Here is a 21,821-nt window from a genome sequence, read left to right as displayed (position 1 = left end):
GGCTCCTCGCCCCCAGCTCCTCACTCGGTTGCCACGCGGCCCGCGGGCGGCGTGGTGGTCAGACGCCTCCGTGCAGTGCCGCCACGCGTGAGGCCTCGGCCCTGAGCGCGTCGACGACCCGTCGCACCGAGGGACGCTCGGCCCGGTCGCGCCGCATCACGGCGGACACCCAGCGCACGGCCCGGATGCTCTCGAGCGGCACGAGCACCATGTCGTCCCGGGCGTCCTTGGCGGTGAAGCGCGGCAGCACGGCGATGCCGAGGCCGGCCCCGACGAGCGACTCGGTCACCTTGGTGTCGCTGAAGCGCTGGGCGACGCGGACGGGGCTGCCGGTCACGCGCTCGATCTCGCGGTAGACCCACTCGAACGGGAAGTCGTGCGGGACGCCGATCCAGTTCTCGCCCTCGAGGTCGCCGGGTGCGAGCGAGGCGCGACCGGCGAGACGGTGGTCGGCGGGCAGGGCGATGTCGAGGGGCTCGGTCAACAAGGGGACGGTGACGAGTCCGCGTCCGGGCCACGGCTTGTCGTCGGACGAGTGCGCCACGACGACGTCGTGGTCGGCGGCCAGCTCGGGGAACTCGCGGATCGACGGGTCGTGGTCGCTCGCGACGACCACCAGGCCGGGGGTCTCGGCCACCGTGCGCAGCAGCCCCGGCAGCAGCATCTGTCCGCCCGTGGGGAAGGTGGCCAGCGTGACCTCGCCCTGGGGGGTGGCGACGAAGTCGTCCCAGACCGCCTGGGCTCGCTCCAGTGCCACGGCGACGTCGGTGGCCGTCTGGGCCAGCACGCGCCCGGAGCCGGTGAGCACGATGCCGCGTCCCACCCGCTCGGTCAACGCCACGCCCGCCTCGCGCTCGAGCACCTTGAGCTGCTGCGAGACGGCACTCGGGGTGCGGTGGGTGGCCCGGGCGACGGCGGCCACGCTGCCTCGTTCGGCGAGTTCGCGGAGCAGTTCGAGACGCTTGACATCCATGTAGCAAATCTACGCTGTTTCGGTAGAAACGTGAGATTGATCTACCGCTTCTCGGGGCGCATCATTGAAGAGTCCCCGGAGCGCGTCGTAGCGCTCCCGAGCTCCGGTCGACCTGGTCCCGGGCTCGGTGGCGAATCCATCCCACCACGCAGAATCGCGCGTCGAACCGCGCCAGAAAAGAGTCCCCCATGCTCACCGGAATCATCGTCCTCGCCATCGCCGCAGTCGTCGGAATCGCCGGCTCGCTCGTCTCGGTCGCCCGAGACGGTTTCCGCGCCATCCCGACCAAGACCTACAACCGCTGGTCCTAGTCCGCTTCGCGGTGGTCGGCGCGTCTCCCTCCTGAGCGTGCCGTCACCGTGTGTGCCGCCTCCGTGCTGGGGTGCGGCACGAGCACGTCGCCGCCCCTCGGGCGAGACGCTGTGACGAAAGGGCACCTCGCCACGCGAGGTGCCCTTTCTGCACGTGCGGGGTGCTCGACCCCGGTCAGGTGACGCTGAGTCCGAGCTTCCGGCCGGCCAACCCCCGGGCCCGCACCGCCAGTCGGCCCGCCAGCTCGTCGATGGCCGTGGCCGCAGGATCGTCGGGAGCGGCGAGCACGACCGGTACGCCGTCGTCGCCCCCCTGGCGCAGGCCCAGACTGAGCGGCACGCTGGCGAGCAACGGCACCTCGGCCTCTTGACCGGACGACAGTCGGCGGGCGGTCTCGACGCCACCACCGGAGCCGAAGAGCTCGAGGACGCTGCCGTCGGCCTGGGGCAGACCTGCCATGTTCTCGACGACCCCGAGCAACCGCTGACCCGTCTGGCGTGCCACGAGCCCGCTGCGCTCGGCGACGTCGGCGGCGGCCGGTTGAGGGGTCGTGACGACCAGCACCTCGGCGTGCGGCAGCAACTGCCCCACCGAGATGGCGACGTCGCCCGTCCCGGGCGGCAGGTCGAGCAACAACACGTCGAGGTCGCCGAAGTACACGTCGGTCAGGAACTGCTGGATCGTCCGGTGCAGCATCGGCCCGCGCCAGGCGACGGCGGTCGAGGCGTCGTCGACGAACATGCCGATCGAGATGACCTTCACGCCGTGGGCGACGGGCGGCAGGATCATGTCGTCGACGCGGGTGGGCTTCACCGAGGCGCCGTCGGGGCCGACGAGGCCGAGGAGTCCGGGGATGCTGAAGCCGTACACGTCGGCGTCGACGACGCCGACGGCGAGACCCCGGGCCGCGAGGGCGACCGCGAGGTTGGCGGTCACGGTGGACTTCCCCACCCCGCCCTTGCCGCTCGTGACGGCGTACACGCGCGTCAGCGTGTCGGGGCCGAACTGCATGCCGCGCGCCGCCCGGCCCGCCCGCAGCTTCTCGGTGAGGGCGTGTCGTTCGTCCTTGGTCATGACGGTCACGTCGACGGTAACGTCGGTGACGCCGGTCACCGAGGCCGTGGCCTCGCGGACGTCGCGTTCGATCGTGTCGGCTGCCGGGCACCCCACGATCGTGAGCTTGACGGCCACCGTCGCCGCGCCTCCTGCGTCGACGACGACGTCACCGATCATGTCGAGTTCGGTGACGGGCTTGCGGATCTCGGGGTCGAGCACCCGCGCGAGCGCGCGACGGACGTCGTCCGGCGTCGCGGGGCGGGTGGCGGCGACCGGCTCAGCCACGGTGGTGGCCGTCGCGCCGGGCGTCGCGTCGTGACGACGAGGAGGTGCGGGTCGGCTCGACCGCGGGGCTCTCGTCGTCGTCGCGCCGGTCGAGCTCGTCGAGCAGCGAGCGGAGCTCGGCCCGGATGAAGTCCTTGCTGGCCATGTCGCGGATCGCGATCCGGAGCGCGACGACCTCGCGGGCCAGGTACTCGGTGTCGGCCAGGTTGCGTTCGGCGCGCTGACGGTCCTGTTCGAACTGCACGCGGTCGCGGTCGTCCTGCCGGTTCTGCGCGAGCAGGATGAGGGGAGCGGCGTACGACGCCTGCAGCGACAGGATCAGCGTCAGGGCCGTGAAGCCGATGGCGGCGCTGTCGAAGCGGATGTCGATCGGGGCGACCGTGTTGTAGATCATCCAGACGACGCAGAACAGGGTGAGGGCGATCAGGAAGTAGGGCGTGCCCATGCCCCGGGCGATGGACTCGGTCGCCCGACCGAAGCGGTCGCTGCTGACCCGCTTGCGCCCGGGCAGCACGCGGGGGCGCAGACCCTTGGGGGCGTCGAGGCGGACGTCGTTGCGGTTATCGCGGGCCATCGTCGCTCCTCGTGCTCTGGCCGATCGCGGGGCGACGGGCGCGGCCACGCGATCGGCTCGGGGTCAGCGGTTGGTCGGGGTCCTGACTGCGCCAGTCGTCGGGCAGGACGTGGTCGAGGACGTCGTCGATGGTGACGACGCCGACGAGGCGGTGCGCCGAGTCGACGACGGGGACCGAGACGAGGTTGTAGGTCGCCATGACCCGCGTGACCTCGAGGGCCGTGGCGTCGACGCGGACCGGTTCGGTGGTCTGGTCGAGGATCGTCCCCAGGCGCTCGTTCGGCGGGTAACGGAGCATCCGCTGGAAGTGCACCATGCCGAGGAACCGGCCGGTGGGCGGTTCGTAGGGTGGCAGGACGACGCAGACCGCCGCGCCGAGCGCCGGGGCCAGTTCGTGACGACGGATGAGGGCGAGGCCCTCGGCGACCGTGGCGTCGGCCGAGACGATGACGGGCTCGGTCGTCATCAGTCCGCCGGCGGTGTCGGAGTCGTAGCTGAGCAGCATGCGCACGTCGTCGGCCTCGTCGGGCTCCATCAGCGTGAGCAGCTGCTCGGTGCGTTCGTCGGGCAGCTGGGCGATGAGGTCGGCCGCGTCGTCGGGCTGCATCTGGTCGAGGACGCTCGCCGCACGGTGGTCGTCGAGGCCCGTGAAGATCTCGACCTGCTCGGCCTCGGGCAGCTCTTCGAGCACGTCCGCGAGGCGGTCGTCGGACAGTTCGCCGGCGACCTCGAGCCGCCGCTCGGGCGTGAGGTCGAGCAGGGTGTTCGCGAGGTCCGCTGGCACGAGGTCGGAGTACGCGGCGATCAGGTGCTCGGCGCTCTGCGCCTCGCCCGGTCCGGCCTCCTCGACGACGTCGTCCCACGCCGCGAACGCCGTCGGCGCCTTGACGAACGGCGACGGCGACGTCTTGGGCTTGCGCAGGAAGAGCTGGCCGACCTCCCAGTCGCCCTCGCTCACCTCGTCGATCGCCACGTCCTCGATGGTGGCGTGGCCGCCACCGTGCCGGAACGACACGCGACGACCGAGCAGGTCGGCGATGACCCGGGTCTCGCCGCCACGCTGCTCGAAGCGGCGGAGCGTGATGACGCCGTTCGTGATGATCTGGCCCGAGCCAATGCTCGTGACGCGTCCGATCCCCACGAAGACCCGGCGCTTGCCGGGGACCTCGACCACGAGGCCCACCACGCGCGGCGCCCCGGTGCGGCGGTAGACCACCAGCACGTCGCGCACCTTGCCGACCTTGTCGCCCGCAGGGTCGAAGACGGAGCAACCGGCCAGCCGGGCGACGAAGACTCTGGTTGCACTCACGCGTCCAATTTAGTCGCTCGCGGGGTCGCCGCCGACGGGTGCCCGGCAGGGGCACCGTGTTTAATGCTGGGATGACGAACCCGGGCCCCGTGGGCCGCCGCCCGCCGATGGTGCCCACCCTGCCGCGGGGCGACGTCCTCGGCACCTACGACACGTATCCCGAGGCGCAGCGCGTGGTCGACCGGCTGTCACAGGCCGAGTTCCCGATCAAGCGGCTGGCGATCATCGGCAACGACCTCAAGACCGTCGAACGCGTCACCGGTCGCCTGAGCTACGGGCGTGCCGCGCTGGCCGGGGCCGTGACCGGACTCTGGCTCGGCGTCTTCTTCGGGCTCGTCATGCTCGTCTTCGCGACCGAGACCGCCACCGCGGCCACCGTCGGGGCGGCGGCCCTGCTCGGAGCCGGCTTCGGCATGCTCTACGGCATCGTCAGCTTCGCGATCACCCGTCGCCGCCGTGACTTCACCTCGACGCACCAGGTGCTCGCGTCGAACTACCAGATCGTGGTCGACCCCGAGGTCTCCGGGCGGGCGCACGAGATCCTCGCGCGTCCCGAGACCCCGCGCCGCTGACGTACCCTGGTGTCGACATGGCACCCCGCGACCCCTCCACGACGGCCACCCGGGCCGAGCGCTTCGCGCGTGGTTGGCTGACCGCCGGTGCGTCGACCCTGGTCGCGGCCTTCTCCCACGTGGCCGGCGGTGGCATGGAGCCCGGACTGCTCGGCGTCGTCCTCGCCCTGGCCGTGGCCGTGCCCGTCTCGATCGCCCTGGCGGGCGTGCACCTCTCGACCGTGAGGCTCGCGGTCGCGGTCGCGCTCAGCCAGGTCGCGTTCCACCTGCTGTTCTCCCTCGGAGCCTCGGACGGCGGGGGCGCCTCGGCGACGGGCGGGCACCACTCCGCACTCGTGATCTCGACGATCGCCGACGGCGCCGCGTCCGGTGGCGGCGTCGGCCAGGCCATGGTCATGGGTGGCCCCGCCATGTGGCTGGCCCACGCGCTCGCGGCCGTGGTCACGATCGTCGCCCTGCGGCGTGGCGAGGGCGCCGCGTGGGCCCTCGTCCGACTGGCCATCCGCGGTCTGGCCGTCGCGCGCCTCCTGACCGCCGGGCACCGGCCCGAGGCGCCCGTCGTCCGGCGCCCGCCGACTCCGGTCGGCGTCCGTCCGCGCCCGCCCGGCCGACGACACCTCACGGCCCGACCCCGTCGCGGTCCGCCCTGCCCTGCCTGACCCCGCACACCGCCGACCTCCGTCGCCGGTGACCCCGTCGGACGCGCCCGTCGCGCCGTCGGGCCCCATCGTCATGCACCGCAGACCGATCGCACTCGCGATCGAGAGGACCAGATCCATGAACCGCAGCACCAACCCCATTTCCGTCGCGTCCCGCCGTCCCCGGTCGTCCGCCGTCGTCGCCCGTTCGGCAGCGGCCCTCGGCGCCGCCGCCCTGCTCGCGTTGGCCGCGCCCCTCGCGGCCTCGGCCCACATCCACGTCGAGCCCGGTCAGGCCGAGGCCGGGTCGTACGAGACGTTGACCTTCAAGGTGCCGAACGAGTCGGCGACCGCGGGCACCGTCGGGCTCGTCGTCGACCTGCCCACCGACACCCCGTTCACCTCGGTGTCGTACGAGCCCCTCCCGGGGTGGACCACCGAGGTCACCACCAGCACGTTGCCCGAGCCGGTCGAGCTCGACGGCACGACGATCACCGAGGCGCCGACGCAGGTGACCTGGACGGCCGAGGGCGACACGCAGATCGCACCCGGACAGTTCCAGCAGTTCGTCATCTCGGCCGGTGCGGTGCCCGACACCGGGTCGATCGCGCTGCCGGCCCACCAGCGCTACTCGGACGGCACGGTGGTCGACTGGGCCGACGCGACTCCCGCCTCGGGAGAAGAGCCCGAGCACCCCGCACCGACCCTCTACGTCAACGACGCGCCGCCGGCCGACGAGCACGACGGCCACGCGACGGACGACGACGCGACGACCGCGGGTGTCGGCACCTCCGGCGACTCGGCGTCGGGCTCCGGCGACGGCGCGGTCGGACCGCTCTCGATCGGCCTGGGCATCGGCGGTCTCGCCCTGGGTGCGCTGGCGCTCGTCGTCTCGGTCGTCGCGCTGACCCGTCGGCCCCGGGCGACCGCGTCCCGCACCTCGACGAACGGCGGGGTGGACGCGTGACGGCCGCGCGCTCGCGGACACCGCGCCTCCTCGGCGTCCTCGTGACGGCCGGGCTGGGTACCGCGGTCGGTGCCCTCGCCCTCGTACCGGCGGGATCGGCCGCGGCGCACGACTACGTCGTGAGCAGCACGCCGGCCGCGGGCTCGACCGTCGACTCGTCCCCGGCGACCGTGTCGATCACGTTCAACGACGTGATCCTCGACCTCTCGGGCACCGGTAGCTCGAACGTGCTCGAGGTGACGGACGCCGCCGGTCTGCACTACGAGGACGGCTGCTCGACGACCTCGGGACCGACGCTGACGACCGGTGTCGCGCTCGGGTCGCCCGGCGCCTACACGATGACCTACCAGGCCGTCTCGGCCGACGGCCACACGGTCTCGGACGCCGTCCCGTTCACCTACGCCCCCGCCGCGGGCACCGCGGAGGGGGCAGGCTCGCCGACCCGTCCGAGCTGCGGCAGCGCGGGAGGCGCGGCTGGCGGTGCCGGCGCCCCCACCGGTGACGAGACCGGGGCGGCCTCGCCCTCGGCCTCGTCCGAGCCCGAGATGACGACCATGGCGACCCCGGGTGACGACACCGTGGCGACGCCGTCGGCTGGGCCCGAGTCGGGCTCGGTGAACGCCGGACTCGTCATCGGCATCGCGGTCGCGATCGTCGTGCTGGCCGCCGCCGGTGTGGTCGTGGCCATCGTCACCGGCCGGCGACGTGACGGGACACCGTCCGAGACCGACGACACGTCGGCCCCGGACGGCGACTCGTCGTCCGACGGTCGATGACCCTGCCTCGCTGATCGGGGTGTGAACGGGCGAAGGGCCCCGGGTGCGACGCACCCGGGGCCCTTCGGTGTAGGACCTCAGCCGCGGGAGATCCACGCCTCGACGTCGGCGACCGTGCGGGGGATGCCCACCGAGAGGTTCTCGGCCCCGTCGGCGGTCACGAGGATGTCGTCCTCGATGCGCACGCCGATGCCGCGGAACTCCTCGGGCACGGTGAGGTCGTCGGGCTGGAAGTACAGGCCGGGTTCGATCGTGAACACCATGCCGGGCTCGAGCACGCCGTCGAGGTAGAGGTCGCGGCGGGCGGCGGCGCAGTCGTGCACGTCGATGCCGAGGTGGTGGCTCGTGCCGTGCACCATGTAGCGACGGTGGTACTGGTGGTCGGGCTTCAGCGACTCCTCGGCGGACACCGGCAGGAAGCCCCATTCGGCCGTCCGTTCGGCGATGACCTTCATGGCCGTCGCGTGGATCTCGCGGAACGCGATGCCCGGACGCACGATCGCGAACGCCGCGTCGGCCGCCTCGAGCACGGCTTCGTAAACGAGACGTTGCACGTCGGTGAACCGGCCCGAGACGGGCAGCGTGCGGGTGATGTCGGCCGTGTAGAGGCTGTCGAGTTCGATGCCCGCATCGATGAGGATGAGGTCGCCGTCGCGGACGACGCCGTCGTTGCGGGTCCAGTGCAGGACGCAGGCGTGGTCACCCGACGCGGCGATCGTGTCGTAGCCGACCGTGTTGCCGTCGGCGCGGGCCCGACGGTTGAAGGTGCCCTCGACGAGCCGCTCGCCGCGCGGGTGCGCGACGATGTCGTCGAAGTCGGCGATCACGTCGGTGAACCCCTTGCCCGTCACCGTCACGGCCTGGCGCATCTGCGCGACCTCGTACGCGTCCTTGACGAGACGCAGCTCGCTCAGGTCACGGGCCAGGTCGGCGGAGGTCGCCCGCTCGCGGGGGCGGTCGTCGTCGGAGGTCACGACGGCCGTCGTCCCCGCCGAGACGGGGGACTGCTCGGCGGCGGCCTCGACGACGGCGTCGAGACGGCGGGTCAGGTCGGGGTCGGCTTCGCGGACGACGAGGGTGCCGGCGTCGATGGTGCCGACCACGGCCTCGAAGTCGGCCAGGTCACGCGTGGCGAGACCCAGGTCGGCGGCGACCTGCGTCAAACAGGGGCGCGGGCCGATCCAGAACTCGCCGATCTCGGGGTTGGCGTAGAACTCGTCCGAGTCGCGCCCGGCGCTCGCCCGCAGGTACAGGGTGGCGTCGTGGCCCTCGGCCGTGGGCTCGAGCACGAGCACCGAGCCGGGCACGGTGTCGGAACCCCAGCCCGTCAGGTGCGAGAACGCCGAGTGCGCACGGAAGGGGTAGTCGCAGTCGTTGGACCGGACCTTGGCGGAGCCGGCCGGCACGACCAGGCGGGTGCCCGGGTGCAGCGCGGACAGCCGCTCGCGACGGTCGGCGGCGAACGGCGCCTGCTCACGCGGCTCGGGGAGGACGTCGGGGCGGTCGGCCCACTGCGACGAGATGTAGTCCTTGAACGTGTCCGACCCGGGGGTGGTGGAGCGGTTGGTGGTCGCGCGCGGCGCCTTCTGATCTGCCATGCCCACCATTGTCCCGCCAAACGGGCCGGACGCCCAGTCGGCGGGCTCAGGCTCCCGTGCGACTGAGCTGGGCGACGACCGCCCGGTGGTCGCTGCCGGCGTCGTCGAGCTCGGTCACGACCCGGAAGCCGGTCGGCAGCCACTGCTCGGTGGCCATGACGTGGTCGATCGGCGCACCGAGGAGGGGAGGGACGTCGGTCGGCCAGGTCCCGACGCCGGCGTTCGCGGTCGCCTCGGCGGCATCGCGGCAGGCTCCGAGCGCTCCACCGTCGGTGCCGAGCCCGGCCATGTGGTCGAGGGTGGCGTTGAAGTCACCCGCCATGATCACGTTCCCCGACCGGCAGACGTCGGCGAGGTACCCCAGGCCGGCACGCCACTGCCCCATGTGCTCGGGCGTCGGCGACACGGGATGGGCGGCGACGATCGTGGGGCCCTCGCCCGACACGGGTGTCGCGACGACCGTCGGGAGGACGGGCGTCGTCCGTGCGTCGGTGGTGCCGTCGTCACCGATCGCGACCTGGTAGTCGCCCAGCGCGGCACTGATCAGGAGGGTCGTCGAGCGGCCGCTCGCGATCTGGTCGTAGGCCACCGTGTGCACCCACATGGGCTTGCCGGCGGCGGCCATGGCCTCGGCGACGGCGACGCCGACCTCCTGGCGGGTCTCGGGCAGGGCGATCACGTCGGCACCGACCTCGGTCGCGAGGGCGACGACGGCGTCGGCCCCGGTCGCCGCGCCGAGGGTGTTCCACGACAGCACGGTGACGTCGGTGGGCGTCTTCTCGACGAAGTCGGTGCGGCCCAGGCCGCGAGCCGTCACGACGCCCGCCGAGAGGACGCCGAACACGAGCAGCAGCACGGCCGCGCTCGCCGTGAGCGACCGGATCGGCCGTGCGACCAGGCCCAGCACGAGCAGCAGCACCACCAGGACGATCGCGACGGCCCCGGCGACGAGGCGGAACGACACCACCTGACCGACCGGGAAGACGCGCTGCAGCCCGACGGCCTGGGGCCAGAGGGCGGCCAGGAGCACCGCGGCGACGGCGAGGACGAAGACGAGGGCGACGAGACGACGGATCATGGCCCCTGGAGCCTAGGGGAACCCCCGACCGCACGTCGGGCGCCGCACGGACGGCTCGGATGCGCGCCGCCTACGATGGGGGGATGCCCACGCGCCTGGTCGACCTGCACACTCACTCGAGCGTGTCGGACGGCACCGAGGCGCCCGCCGCGCTGGTCGCGTCGGCCGTGCGCGCGGGGCTCGACACCGTCGCCCTGACCGACCACGACAGCACGGCCGGGTGGTCCGAGGCCACGGCCGCCGTCGCCGGCACCGGTCTCACCCTCCTCCCCGGCATGGAGCTCAGCACCCGGCTCGGACTGAACAGCGTCCACATGCTCGGCTACCTCTTCGACCCCGCCCACCCGGGCCTCGTCGCCGAGACGGCCCGCCTGCGCGACAGCCGTCTGCACCGGGCCGAGCGCATCGTCGAACGCATCGCCGCCGACTACGACCTGACCTGGGGCGACGTCCTCGCCCAGGCCAGCTCGGGGGCGACCCTGGGACGGCCGCACATCGCCGACGCCCTCGTCGCCAAGGGCTACGCGCCCGACCGCAGCGCCGCCTTCGCGGGCATCCTGCACTGGCGGTCCGGGTACTACGAGCCGCACGAGGCACCCAGCCCCCTGATCGGCGTCCGCCTGATCCGGGAGGCCGGGGGCGTCCCCGTCATCGCCCACCCGGCGACGCGGGGTCGCGAGCCGAACGTCTCCAGCGAGGGCTTCGAGGCCCTCGTCGACGCCGGGCTGCTCGGCGTCGAGATCGACCACCGCGAGAACACCTCGGCCGGCAAGGCGCGACTGCTCGAGCTCGCCCGACGGTACGACCTCATCGTGACCGGGTCGAGCGACTACCACGGCGACGGCAAGCCCAACCGGTTGGGCGAGAACACCACGGCTCCCGGACAACTCGACCGGATCGTCGACGCGGCGACCGGGTGGGTGCCCGTCCGGGGCTGAACCGGCCCGCGCCTCCTCGTCCGCACGGCTCCCTGCCGGGCGATGACGTGCCGGACGGCGGCGTTCCGGACGGTGACGTGCCGGACGGCGACGTGCCGGACGCACGAGACCCCCTCGCCGCGGACGGTCGAGAGGGTCTCGCGCTGGATCGGTCGTCAGCCCTGCGGCTGTGACGACGAGTCGCCGGCGGGACGACGGCGACGGTTGCGGCTGCGCTTGCGCGGGGCCTCACCCGTGCCCTCGCCGGCCGAAGCCGCCGCGTCGGGCGCCTGTGCGGCGCCGCGGCCCGTGGTCGAGGGCTCACCGGAGGCCCGCACGGGAGCGTCGCCACGACCGCGACCGCGACCCCTGTCACGATCGCCCTGGGGGCCGCCGGTGCGCTCGCGCGAGCCGACCGAACCCGCCTTGACAGCTGACAAGGAGCTCGCGCGCAGGCGTCCCTTCGTCCCGGCGGGGATGTCGAGGTCGGCGAAGAGGTGCGGGCTCGACGAGTAGGTCTCGACCGGCTCGGGCTGGCCCATGTCGAGGGCCCGGTTGATCAGGGCCCACTTGTGCAGGTCGTCCCAGTCGACGAACGTCACGGCGATGCCGGTCTTGCCGGCGCGGCCGGTTCGGCCGGCGCGGTGCAGGTAGGTGTCGTGGTCGTCGGGCACGGTGTGGTTAATCACGTGCGTGACGTCGTTCACGTCGATGCCTCGGGCCGCGACGTCGGTCGCAATCAGGATGTCCTTCTTGCCCGCCTTGAACGCGGCCATCGCGCGCTCGCGCTGCTCCTGGTTGAGGTCACCGTGGACGGCCGCCGCGTTGAAGCCGCGGTCGTTCAGCTCTTCGACGAGCTTGGCGGCCGCGCGCTTGGTCCGGGTGAAGACGACGGTCTTGCCACGCCCCTCGGCCTGGAGGATGCGCGCGATCACCTCGTCCTTGTCGAGCGAGTGGGCCCGGTAGACGACGTGCTTGATGTTCGCCTGCGTGAGGCCCTCGTCGGGGTCGGTCGCGCGGATGTGGATCGGCTTCGACATGAACCGGCGTGCCAAGGCCACGATCGGGCCGGGCATGGTCGCCGAGAACAGCATGGTGTGACGGGTGGCCGGCACCTGCTGGAAGATCTTCTCGATGTCGCTGAGGAAGCCCAGGTCGAGCATCTTGTCGGCCTCGTCCAGCACGACCTCTTGCACCTCTTTGAGGTTCAAGAGGCGCTGGCCGGCCAGGTCGAGGAGGCGCCCGGGGGTGCCCACGACGATCTGCGCGCCGGCCTTGAGTTGCTCGACCTGGCCCTCGTAGGCCTTGCCGCCGTAGATGCTGACGATCTTGGTCGCCCGGTTCGAGGTGGCGAGCTCGAGGTCGTCGGCCACCTGGACGCAGAGTTCGCGGGTCGGGACGACGACGAGCACCTTGACGCCGGGGGCCGGGTCGAGGCCGATGCGCTGGATGATCGGGAGGCCGAAGCCGAAGGTCTTGCCGGTGCCCGTCTTGGCCTGGCCGATGATGTCCTGCCCGGCGAGGGCGAGGGGGATGGTCTGCGTCTGGATGGGGAAAGGTTCGAGGATCCCCTTCGACGCCAGAGCGTCGACCATGTCGGGGTCGATCGCGAGGTCAGTGAATGTCAAAGTGTTGCCCTGTCTCATATAGGGGGATGCGTCGAGTTTAGCCCGTCGCGACGGGCGGCCCCTCGGACCCCGTAAGATGTGGGCGTGGTGTCCTGGCCCGGTCGAGGTGCGAAACGCGGCGTCCCGTCCCTGCAGTGGCCGCGGCCCGCGGCGAAGCCGACCCCCGCGGCCCGGGTCGAGCTCGACCAGTTCACCCCCGACTTGTTGGTCTTCCTGGGGCACGCGGCCTACCTCGAACTCGCGCTCTTCGAGACGCTGGGCCGCTCGTCGGCCTTCGCCCCCGACGTCCGTGCGAAAGAGACCACCGGCCGCATCGCCGAGACGACCTTGGCCCGACACCGCGGCCTGGTGGCCGAGATCGAACGGTCCGGCCACGACGCCACCGAGTCGATGGAGCCCCACATCGCCGCCATCGACGAGTTCCGGGCCCGGACCGGAGGCACGGACTGGTACGAGGCGATCGTCGCGGACTACGTCGCGGCCGGCCTGCTCAACGACGTCTTCGTGCGGTTGGCGGCCGGACTGCCGGCGGACCACCACAAGCGGATCGTGGCGGTGCTCGAGGCCCACGACGACGCACCGCTCGTGGTGCGAGAACTCTCCGCGGCCATCGAGGCCGACCCGCGGCTCGCGTCACGGCTGGCCCTCTGGGGGCGCAGGTTGGTGGGAGACACCCTGTTGGTCGCTCGCGCCGCGGTGTCCGCGTCGCACGTGTCCGCCGACGACGAGCGTCTCGAACCCGTCTTCACGGAACTCATCGCCGCCCACACGCGCCGCATGGACGCCCTCGGACTCACCGCCTGAGCGCTGACCGCTGGTAGCCCTCCGGCTGGCGGGCGCGTGCCCGGCGAACTGGCGTGGCCGCCCTGGGCGACCGGCCGTGCATCGAGGGCCTGGCGGAGGCGCGGCGTCAGGAGGCGGAGCGCACCAGGCGGGCGAAGTGCTCGCTGTCGTGAGCCCGGCGGCGGGCCGCCGCGACACGGCAGACCACGAACGCGACGACGGCGGGGAGGACGAGTGCTGCCACCCAGATCCATCCGCCGTCGGCGGGCCATCCGGCCCAGGTCAGGACCTCCCACACGATCGCCGCCACGACGGCGCCGGACGCGGGCGCGAGCAGGACGCCGCGGGTGTCGCCGTCGGGCAGCGCGTAGTGGAGGACGAACCCGAGGATGGCGCCGCCCAGGACGACGAAGAGGAGTTCCACGACTAGCTGACGAACCCGACCTTGCGGCTCTCTTCGCTGCCGACCTCGACGTAGGCGAGCGATGCGGTGGGGACCAGGTAGGTCTTGCCCTTGGAGTCGGCGAGGGTGACGTACGACTTGCCGCCGTCGAGCGCGTCGCCGACGACCTTCTCGACCTCGTCGGCGGTCTGGGCCGTCTCAAAGCTGATCTCACGGGGGCTGTTGGTGATGCCGATGCGAATGTCCACGAGGTCACGATATCCGACCTCGCCGTCCCGGCTCTGCACGTTCTCTGTCGGCGCACACGGGGTGGCCCGTCGGGCCGTCGACGGTCCACGCGACCGACCTCGATGTCGGTGCCAGCCGGTAGCGTCGGGACATGGCCTCGACCGTCTCACCGCCCCTCTCGAGTCCGGCCCGAGCCTCGGTGCCGCCGGTGCTCGACGACTCGCAGCGGGCCGTGCTCGACCTGGCCGACGGGCGGTCGGCCGCGGTCCTGGGTGCCCCGGGCTCGGGCAAGACCCGCACGCTCGTCGAGTTCGTGGTCGACCGTGTCGAACGGCGCGGTTGGGGTCCGGCCGCCGTCATGGTGCTCGCACCGACGCGCTCGACGGCGACGACGCTCCGTGACGTCATCGCGTCGAGGCTCACCGTGCCGACCCCGGGGCCCCTGGCCCGCACCGTCTCGTCCCTGGCGTTCGACGTGGTCGGCCATGCGGCGCGGCTCGTCGGCCTGCCCACGCCGACCCTGCTGACGGGCGGCGACCAGGACAGCATCGTCCGTTCCCTCCTCGAGGGGCACGAGGTCGACGGCACGGGCCCGTCCTGGCCCGAGGGGCTCGGCCCGACCGTTCGTCGACTCCGCGGCTTCCGCACCGAACTGCGCGAAGTCCTCATGCGGTCGACCGAGCACCGCATCGGGTCCGAGGGGCTCCGACGAGCCGCCGAGAGGGCCGACCGGCCCGAATGGGCGGCGGTGGCCGACTTCCGCGACGAGTACCTGAGCGTCCTCGACGCCGCACGGGGGCGGCACCTCGACTCGGCGGACCTGGTCGACTACGCCGTCGCCGCCCTCGACCGCGGCGAGACCTCCCCGGTCGTCGAGGGGCTGAGGGTCGTCCTCGTCGACGACGCGCAGGAAGCGACCGAGTCGACCCTGGCGCTGCTCCGCGCCCTGACGCGGCGGGGTGTCGCCGTGGTCGCGTTCGGCGACCCCGACCTGTCCACCAGCGCGTTCCGCGGGGGCACGCCCGACGTGCTCGGTCGTCTCGGCCCTCGGCTCGGCCTGTCCGACGTCGAGACCCTGTACCTCTCCACGGCCCACCGGCACCAGCCTCCGTTGCGCGATCTCGTGCAGCGGGTCACCTCGCGCATCGGGACGGCCGGCGCCGGTCGCCAGCACGCCGCGGTGGCGGCTCCGGCGATCGAGCCCTCCGAGGCCGGGGGAGCGGCGGACCCGGTGGCGGTCCCGATCGTGACCGTCCGGGCCGACAGCCCGAGCCACGAAGTGGCGTCGGTGGCCCGCCTGCTGCGCGAGCACCACCTGGTCCGCAGGGTGCCGTGGTCGCGCATGATGGTGGTCGTCCGCAGCGGTGGGCAGGTGGCCGGAGTCGCCCGGGGGCTGCAGCTCGCCGAGGTCCCGACCCGCACCTCCGTCGCCGGACGCGCCGTTCGCGACGAACACGCGGCCCGCCACCTGTTGCTCGCCGCCGCCGTCGCCGTCGGTCGCGACGAGCTCACCGTCGAGCTCGCGACCGAGCTGCTGCTGGGGCCGCTCGCCGGCTTCGACGCGTTGTCGCTCCGACGCCTGAGGCTCGCCCTGCGAGCCGACGAGCTCGGCACGGGCGGCGTCCGCTCGGCCGACGACCTGCTCGTCGAGGCGCTCGAGGGAGCCGGTCGCTTCGTCACGATCGACTCGAGGTTCGCGGCCCGAGCCGGGCGTTTCTCGACCAGTCTCGACGCGGCCCGCCGTGCAGCCGCGACCGGCGCGAGCATCGAAGAGGTGCTCTGGGGCCTCTGGGAGCGCAGCGGACTCGCGGCCGAGTGGTCGGCCCAGAGCGACGGTCGCGGCATCGTTGCCGCCGAGGCCGACCGTCACCTCGACGGTGTCGTCGCCCTGTTCACGGCCGCCAAGCGCTTCGTCGAACGCACCCCCGAGGCACCCGCCGGTGCCTTCCTCGACTCGCTGCTCGGGGCCGAGGTGCCCGAGGACACCCTCTCGCCGCAGGCGACGGCCGAGACCGTGCTGGTGTGCTCGCCGTCGAACGCCGTGGGCATCGAGGTCGACGTGGTCGTCGCCGCTCGGCTGCAGGACGGCGTGTGGCCAAACCTCCGGGTCCGGGGCGGCCTGCTCGCCCCCGACGAGCTGGTCGACCTCGCCGAGCGCGGCCTGCTCCGCGGTGGTCCGGTCGACGACCACGACCACGACGACGAGCCGGCAGCCCCCTCCGACGCGCGGGCCACGGTTCTGTCCGACGAACTACGCATGTTCGCCCTCACCGTGTCGCGGGCCACCCGACAGGTCGTGCTCTCCTGCACCTCGAACGACGACGAGGGGCCCTCGCCGTTCTTCCGGCTGCTGCCCGACGGCTGCCCCGAGGCACCCGCCGGGCACCCCCTGTCGCTTCGAGGACTCGTGGGGCACCTCCGTCACGTGCTCGTCTCGTCGCCTCACGGACCACGGGCCGACGACGCGGTCGAGGCGTTGGCCCGACTCGCCGGCGAAGGCGTGGCGGGGGCGTCGCCGGACGACTGGTACGGGTTGCTCGACCCGAGCACCGTCGAGCCGCTCATCGACCTGGAGGCTCCCGAGGCCCACGTGCCGGTCTCGCCGTCGCAACTCGGGTCGTTCGAGGAGTGCCCCCTGCACTGGTTCGTCGACCGGTTCGGCGGGTCCCCTCCCAACGCGGCGATGGGTCTCGGCACGGTGCTGCACGACGTGATGGAGCACGCCGAGGGCACCGACGTCGACTCGCTCTGGCAGTCGGTCGAGGGGCGCTGGCCCGAGCTCGAGTTCGAGTCGGCCTGGATCGCAGAGGCCGAGAAACGCCGGGCGCGCGACATGACCGAGAGCCTCTCCTCCTACCTGCGGGACTTCGAGGCGTCGGGCGGGAGCCTGCTCGGCGCCGAGTCCACCTTTAGCCTCGACATCGGGCCGGCGCGTCTGCGCGGGTCCATCGACAGGGTGGAGCGCACCCGCGAGGGCGCCGCCGTGATCGTCGACCTCAAGACGGGCCGGTCGGCCCCGACGTCGCCCCAGGCCGTCGCCGAACACCCCCAGCTGGGCAGCTACCAGGTCGCCCTCGCCGACGGTGCCGTCGAGGCCGTGCCCGAGGGCACACCTCCCGGCGGGGCGAAGCTCGTGATCGTGTCGTCGGGCGTCCGGGGCAAGCTCTACCGGGAGCCCGCCCAGGGGGCGTTCGACGACGACCGACTCGCGGCCTTCCGTGCCCGGGTCGTCGACTCGGCCGAGCACATGGCGGGGCGGGTGTTCGTGGCCCGTCTCGACGACCACTGCGAAGGGCGGCACGGCGGATCGTGCCGCATCCACGTGGTGGGCGAGGTGAGCGGCTCGTGACGACCGGGGGTCGCGCCGCCGACGGGGGTGGCGCGGCGGGCACGCGTGACGGGGTCGACGGTCGTGGCGTCGACGGCACGACGCGCGCCTCCTCGTCCCGGCTCGGAGCAGCCGAGATCTCCGAGGCGCTCGGGCTTCCCACGCCGACCCCCGAGCAGCAAGCCGTCATCGAGGCCCCTCTCGAACCCGCCCTGGTCGTCGCGGGCGCCGGCAGCGGCAAGACCGAGACCATGGCCAACCGCGTGGTGTGGCTGCTGGCCAACCGTCTCGTCGGCGTCTCGCAGGTGCTCGGCCTGACCTTCACCCGCAAGGCCGCCGGCGAACTCGGTGAGCGGATCGAGCGGCGCATCGGCCAGCTCGCCGCCGTCGGACTGCTCGGCGACGAGGCCGATCCCTTCGACGTGCCCACCGTCTCGACCTACAACGCCTTCGCCAACGCGATCTTCCGCGACAACGCCCTGCGGGTCGGTCGAGAGAGCGAGTCGCAGGTGCTCGGCGATGCGTCCGCCTGGCAACTGGCACGCTCACTCGTCGTGGGCAGCCACGACGAGCGCCTCGCGGGGCTCGGTCGAAGCGTCGACGGCATCACCGAGGCCGTCCTCCGCCTGAGCCACGCCCTCAGCGAGAACGTCACCGGGCCCGAGCCCGTGGCACACCTGGCCGACCGGTTCCTCGACCTCGCGAGTCTTCCGTCGACCAAGGGCAGCGCCTACAAGTCGGTCGTCGACGCCGTCGGCGCGGTGTCGGCGCTCCCGCCGCTGCTCGACCTCGCCGTGGCCTTCGCCGACGAGAAGGCCCGTCGGGGCCTCGTCGAGTACTCCGACCAGGTGGCCCTGGCCCTCGAGGTGTGCGACACGGCGCCGAACGTCGTGGCCGAGTTGCGCGACCGCTACCGCGTCGTGTTGCTCGACGAGTACCAGGACACCAGCGTCGTGCAGACCACCTTGTTGTCCCGCCTCTTCGAGGGCACCGGGGTGATGGCGGTCGGGGACCCCCACCAGTCCATCTACGGGTTCCGGGGTGCCAGCGCCGCGAACCTCGGACGGTTCCCGGTGGACTTCGGAGCCCGGCCCGATGCGGTGTTCAGCCTCTCGACCAGCTGGCGCAACGCGTCACGAGTGCTCGACGCCGCGAACACCGTCGTGGCCGAACTCGCGCGGTCCTCCGGGGCGGTCGTGGGCGAGCTGCGAGCCCGGCCGGGTGCGCCCGAGGGGCGCGTCGAACTGCTCTTCGACCAGACGCTGCCGGGCGAGGCCGACCAGGTCGCGGCCTGGCTGCAGAGCGAGCTGGCCGTGCCCACGATCGTCGACGGCGAGCCCGCCCGCCGAACGGCGGCGTTGCTCTTCCGATCGAAGAAGACCATGCCCGTCTTCGTCGAGGCCCTCGCCGCTCGCGGCGTCAGGTACCACGTGCTCGGCGTCGGTGGTCTCCTGCAGCGGCCCGAGGTCGTCGACCTCGTGTCCTGCCTCCGGGTGCTGCACGACCCGTCGGCCGGTTCCGAGGCCATCCGTCTGATGGCCGGTGCCCGATGGCGGATCGGCGTTCGAGACATCGCCCGGTTGCGCGACGTCGCCTCGTGGCTCTTCTCGCACGACCACGCCCAACAGCGCCTCGACGACGAGGTCGCCGCCGGGTTCCGGGCGTCGGTCGCCGCGGGTGAGCACGGGTCGATCGTCGACGCCCTCGACTTCGTGGCCACGGCGCCCGTCACGCATCGGCAGCTCTCCGAGTTCAGTGACGAGGGGCTCGTCCGCCTGAGGCGGCTCGGCTCGCAGCTCGCCTTCCTCCGGGCCCGCACCGGTCTCGATCTCGTCGACCTGGTCACGCTGGTCGAGCACGAGATGCTGCTCGACGTCGAGGTGGCGGCGGCCACCGGCGCGCCGTCGGGGGGCGCGTGGCTGCAAGCCTTCGAAGACGAACTGGCAGGGTACGTCGCGACCGACGAGAACGCCGGCCTCGGGGGCTTCCTGTCGTGGCTGGCAGCCGCCGAGCGGCGTGACGACATGGGTCCGCGGTCCGAGCAGGCCGAGCGGGGCACCGTCCAGCTCCTGACCATCCACGGCTCCAAGGGGCTCGAGTGGGACGTCGTCGCGGTGCCACGACTCGTCGAGGGCGAGTTGCCCGGCACCTCCCGCGAAGGCGTGGGGTGGCTCGGTTTCGGCGAACTGCCGTACGAGTTCCGCGGCGATGCCGCCGAGCTGCCCGTGCTCGGCTGGCGGGGCGTGGCCGACCAGAAGGAGTTCGACCAAGCGCTGAAGGCGTTCAAGGACGAGTTGGTCGTCCGGCACCAGGCCGAGGAACGGCGGCTGGCCTACGTCGCACTCACCCGGGCCCGAGACGCCCTGCTCGTGAGCGGCTCCTTCTGGACGAGTGCCGTCCGCCCCCGCCCTGCCAGCCGGTTCGTCGTCGAATTGGCCGAGCGTGGGCTCGTGCCGACCGGTGACCTCCCCGAACGACCCGACGACGACGAGAACCCCCTGGCCGCCGCATCCCGAGAGCTCAGCTGGCCGCTCGACCCCTTGGGGCAACGCCGCGCGGTGGTCGAGGACGCCGCTGCACGGGTCACCACGGCCGTCGACCGGCGCTCACGAGACGAGCCCGCCGACACGCAGCAGCCAGGCACCGCGTCGAGATGGTCGTCCGACATCGACCTGCTGCTGCTCGAGCGCGACGCCGCGCGAGCGGGCGCCGGGGCGGTCCCCCTTCCCCAGCGCATCCCGGCCTCGAGGTTCAAGGACTACGTCGACGACCCCGCCGCGGTCGCCGCCGCGCTCCGTCGTCCCCTGCCCGAACGGCCCTACCGGGCGACCCGCCTCGGCACGCTGTTCCACGAGTGGGTCGAAGAGCGCTTCCGGCCGACGGGTCGTGCCGAGACCCTCGACGCCTGGGGTGACGAGAGCGATCTCGACGACGAGCGGGTCGGCTCACCCGGGTCGGGGCCGATCGATCCCGACGACGCGAGGCGGTTCGAGCAGCTGGTGACGACCTTCGAGCGCTCGGCCTGGGCGTCTCTCGAACCGACGGACGTCGAGCTCGAGATCCACCTCCCCCTCGGCAGTCGCACCGTCATCTGCAAGATCGATGCCGTCTTCGAACGCGACGGCCGGTTCGAGGTCGTCGACTGGAAGACGGGCAAGGCACCCACCGACGACGCCGACCTCGAGCTCAAGCAGCTCCAGCTGGCGCTCTACCGCGAGGCCTACGCGCGATTCAGGGGTGTCCCGGCGGACACGATCGACGCGGTCTTCTACTTCGTCGCCGACGACGTGGTGCTGCGGCCCCGGCACGTGGCCGACCGCGACGAGCTCGTCGAACTCTGGCAGCGGGTCGAGGCGTCGACTCAGACGTGACGGCGCTCGGTGGCCTCGAGCAGGTCCTCGACGCCGTCCACGTCCAAGGCCGCGGTCGAGCCCGAGCCGATGCCGGCCCGTCGGTCACCGGGCAAGGAGTCGACCAGCTTCGTCATCATCTCGACGGCGTCGTCGACCACCGACGTGTTCTTGGTGCCGGTGCCGTGCAGCAGCCACTTCGCCAGGTCGAGTTCGCGGTAGAGGGTCGCCCGGTGCCGCAGCTGGTGGTCGCTCGTGCCGCGAGCGGTGTTGTAGGCGTCGAACGCCGTGTCGACCGCCGTCGGGCTCGGGGCACCCAGCAACCAGGCGAGGTCACGGGCGGGGTCACCGACCTGGAGGTCGTGCCAGCCGAGCACACCGCTGACCGTGTCGCCGAGGACGAGCACCGAACCGGCGTCGAGGGAGCCGTTGACGACCGTGGGCTGGAACTGCCACAGCACCGAGTCCTGGATCGCGGCTTCCCATCGCTCGAGCAGCGCGGCCGGCAGGAGGCGGGTCGAGGCCGCACGATCGACCAAGGCCGCCGACGAGCGCATGGCCTCGAACGGGGTGTGACTGATCAGGCCGGCGTCGGTCACGAAGCTCGTCGGCAGCGAGTGGATCGCCGCCACGGCACGGCCGAGTGCCGTCGGGAGGTCGCTGGTGGCGGTCAGTCGCGAGATCGACAGGTGCTCGCCGGGGACGACGTCGTAGACGATGCCGCGTGTGCGGCCGATCGGGGCCTGACCCCGGTAGGCCGGCACGTCGAACGAGAGCCGCCCTCGGACGCCTGCGCTCAGGGCACGGAGGGCGACGAGATCGGCCGACTGCTCGGCCTCGGCCCGTTGCGAGCGAGGGACGCGGACGATGCAGTGCTCTCCGCCACGGCCGTCGACGAGTGCGGAGTCGAAGTCGCCGCCCGTCTCGCTGCCGTGGCGTGACGCACGCGTGACGTCCAGGTCCGCGACGGCGGCCGTGGCCAGCGCGGCTAGAGTGAGATGAGATCTGGCCATGCCCTCAGGGTAGGCCGCCGCACGCGATGCCCT

General features: G+C 72.6%; 19 protein-coding genes. 9 read left to right on the top strand and 10 right to left on the bottom strand.

Translation table 11 applies throughout. The annotated features are described in order from the left end of the window. Positions 1-58 precede the first annotated feature (58 nt). Positions 59-973, bottom strand: coding sequence for a LysR family transcriptional regulator (locus IFT79_RS01570; protein ID WP_056048675.1), 915 nt, complete (start codon positions 971-973; stop codon positions 59-61). Positions 974-1,161: 188 nt separating this feature from the next. On the opposite strand from IFT79_RS01570, the gene IFT79_RS16595 reads away from it, so the two are divergent. Continuing rightward, positions 1,162-1,284, top strand: coding sequence for a hypothetical protein (locus tag IFT79_RS16595; RefSeq protein WP_255350805.1), 123 nt, complete (start codon positions 1,162-1,164; stop codon positions 1,282-1,284). Between the two features lie 175 nt (positions 1,285-1,459). Here IFT79_RS16595 and IFT79_RS01565 read toward each other — a convergent pair whose 3' ends face one another. The 3 genes from IFT79_RS01565 to IFT79_RS01555 are packed head-to-tail and all read right to left on the bottom strand — an operon-like array spanning position 1,460 to position 4,509. Next, positions 1,460-2,626, bottom strand: a complete 1,167-nt coding sequence (locus IFT79_RS01565) for an Mrp/NBP35 family ATP-binding protein (protein ID WP_307784999.1) — start codon at positions 2,624-2,626, stop codon at positions 1,460-1,462. Continuing rightward, a complete protein-coding gene (locus IFT79_RS01560) occupies positions 2,619-3,200 on the bottom strand; it encodes a DUF1003 domain-containing protein (RefSeq protein ID WP_056048668.1) in 582 nt (193 codons plus the stop codon). Before IFT79_RS01560 ends, IFT79_RS01565 begins: the two co-directional genes overlap by 8 nt. Continuing rightward, positions 3,187-4,509 (bottom strand): magnesium transporter MgtE N-terminal domain-containing protein, encoded by a 1,323-nt coding sequence (locus IFT79_RS01555; RefSeq protein WP_192122740.1) that lies wholly within the window; start codon positions 4,507-4,509, stop codon positions 3,187-3,189. The genes IFT79_RS01560 and IFT79_RS01555 overlap by 14 nt, the downstream gene beginning before the upstream one ends. Before the next feature lie 71 nt (positions 4,510-4,580). Between IFT79_RS01555 and IFT79_RS01550 the strand changes: the two genes are divergently transcribed. The 4 genes from IFT79_RS01550 (at position 4,581) to IFT79_RS01535 (ending at position 7,462) form a co-directional block, all read left to right on the top strand. Beyond that, a complete protein-coding gene (locus tag IFT79_RS01550; RefSeq protein ID WP_056048662.1) occupies positions 4,581-5,081 on the top strand; it encodes a general stress protein in 501 nt (166 codons plus the stop codon). A 17-nt stretch (positions 5,082-5,098) separates the two neighbouring features. After that, positions 5,099-5,740 carry a hypothetical protein gene (locus tag IFT79_RS01545; RefSeq protein ID WP_192122739.1) on the top strand — a complete coding sequence of 214 codons (642 nt, stop codon included), beginning with the start codon at positions 5,099-5,101 and terminating at the stop codon, positions 5,738-5,740. Between the two features lie 118 nt (positions 5,741-5,858). Next, on the top strand, positions 5,859-6,686 hold the full coding sequence (locus IFT79_RS01540) for a YcnI family copper-binding membrane protein (RefSeq protein WP_192122738.1): 828 nt from the start codon (positions 5,859-5,861) through the stop codon (positions 6,684-6,686). Further along, the gene (locus IFT79_RS01535; protein ID WP_342211741.1) at positions 6,683-7,462 is read left to right on the top strand and encodes a copper resistance CopC family protein; all 780 of its coding nucleotides are present in this window, start codon (positions 6,683-6,685) and stop codon (positions 7,460-7,462) included. Before IFT79_RS01540 ends, IFT79_RS01535 begins: the two co-directional genes overlap by 4 nt. 77 nt (positions 7,463-7,539) lie before the next feature. Here IFT79_RS01535 and IFT79_RS01530 read toward each other — a convergent pair whose 3' ends face one another. Further along, complete coding sequence (locus IFT79_RS01530) at positions 7,540-9,060, bottom strand: aminopeptidase P family protein (RefSeq protein ID WP_192122737.1); 1,521 nt, start codon at positions 9,058-9,060, stop codon at positions 7,540-7,542. A 46-nt stretch (positions 9,061-9,106) separates the two neighbouring features. Then, the gene (locus IFT79_RS01525; RefSeq protein ID WP_173152734.1) at positions 9,107-10,138 is read right to left on the bottom strand and encodes an endonuclease/exonuclease/phosphatase family protein; all 1,032 of its coding nucleotides are present in this window, start codon (positions 10,136-10,138) and stop codon (positions 9,107-9,109) included. A gap of 83 nt (positions 10,139-10,221) precedes the next feature. Between IFT79_RS01525 and IFT79_RS01520 the strand changes: the two genes are divergently transcribed. After that, positions 10,222-11,076 (top strand): PHP domain-containing protein, encoded by an 855-nt coding sequence (locus IFT79_RS01520; RefSeq protein ID WP_192122736.1) that lies wholly within the window; start codon positions 10,222-10,224, stop codon positions 11,074-11,076. 155 nt (positions 11,077-11,231) lie between these two features. Here IFT79_RS01520 and IFT79_RS01515 read toward each other — a convergent pair whose 3' ends face one another. After that, complete coding sequence (locus IFT79_RS01515) at positions 11,232-12,683, bottom strand: DEAD/DEAH box helicase (protein WP_192122735.1); 1,452 nt, start codon at positions 12,681-12,683, stop codon at positions 11,232-11,234. Positions 12,684-12,767: 84 nt separating this feature from the next. Here IFT79_RS01515 and IFT79_RS01510 point away from each other — a divergent pair, with 84 nt between their 5' ends. Continuing rightward, entirely contained in the window at positions 12,768-13,487 is a 720-nt protein-coding gene (locus IFT79_RS01510) for a ferritin-like fold-containing protein (protein ID WP_082460613.1), read from the top strand. A gap of 106 nt (positions 13,488-13,593) precedes the next feature. Here the strand turns inward: IFT79_RS01510 and IFT79_RS01505 are convergent, their stop codons facing one another. Together IFT79_RS01505 and IFT79_RS01500 are read right to left on the bottom strand one after the other, a co-directional pair. Further along, positions 13,594-13,890 (bottom strand): hypothetical protein, encoded by a 297-nt coding sequence (locus IFT79_RS01505; protein ID WP_056048642.1) that lies wholly within the window; start codon positions 13,888-13,890, stop codon positions 13,594-13,596. A gap of 2 nt (positions 13,891-13,892) precedes the next feature. Continuing rightward, positions 13,893-14,117: a DUF3107 domain-containing protein gene (locus tag IFT79_RS01500; protein ID WP_043595511.1), complete on the bottom strand. Its 225-nt coding sequence runs from the start codon at positions 14,115-14,117 to the stop codon at positions 13,893-13,895. Positions 14,118-14,248: 131 nt separating this feature from the next. On the opposite strand from IFT79_RS01500, the gene IFT79_RS01495 reads away from it, so the two are divergent. Together IFT79_RS01495 and IFT79_RS01490 are read left to right on the top strand one after the other, a co-directional pair. Beyond that, on the top strand, positions 14,249-17,446 hold the full coding sequence (locus IFT79_RS01495; RefSeq protein WP_192122734.1) for a UrvD/REP family ATP-dependent DNA helicase: 3,198 nt from the start codon (positions 14,249-14,251) through the stop codon (positions 17,444-17,446). Continuing rightward, the gene (locus IFT79_RS01490; RefSeq protein WP_192122733.1) at positions 17,443-20,796 is read left to right on the top strand and encodes a UvrD-helicase domain-containing protein; all 3,354 of its coding nucleotides are present in this window, start codon (positions 17,443-17,445) and stop codon (positions 20,794-20,796) included. The genes IFT79_RS01495 and IFT79_RS01490 overlap by 4 nt, the downstream gene beginning before the upstream one ends. On the opposite strand, the gene IFT79_RS01485 is transcribed toward IFT79_RS01490, so the two are convergent. Next, entirely contained in the window at positions 20,787-21,788 is a 1,002-nt protein-coding gene (locus IFT79_RS01485) for a phosphotransferase (RefSeq protein ID WP_056048636.1), read from the bottom strand. The genes IFT79_RS01490 and IFT79_RS01485 overlap by 10 nt on opposite strands. Positions 21,789-21,821: the final 33 nt, after the last annotated feature.

It is taken from the genome of Frigoribacterium sp. CFBP 8759 (genome assembly GCF_014841655.1).
In the GTDB taxonomy this organism is placed as follows: Bacteria; Actinomycetota; Actinomycetes; order Actinomycetales; family Microbacteriaceae; genus Frigoribacterium.
This window is presented reverse-complemented; position numbering and strand designations above follow the sequence as displayed.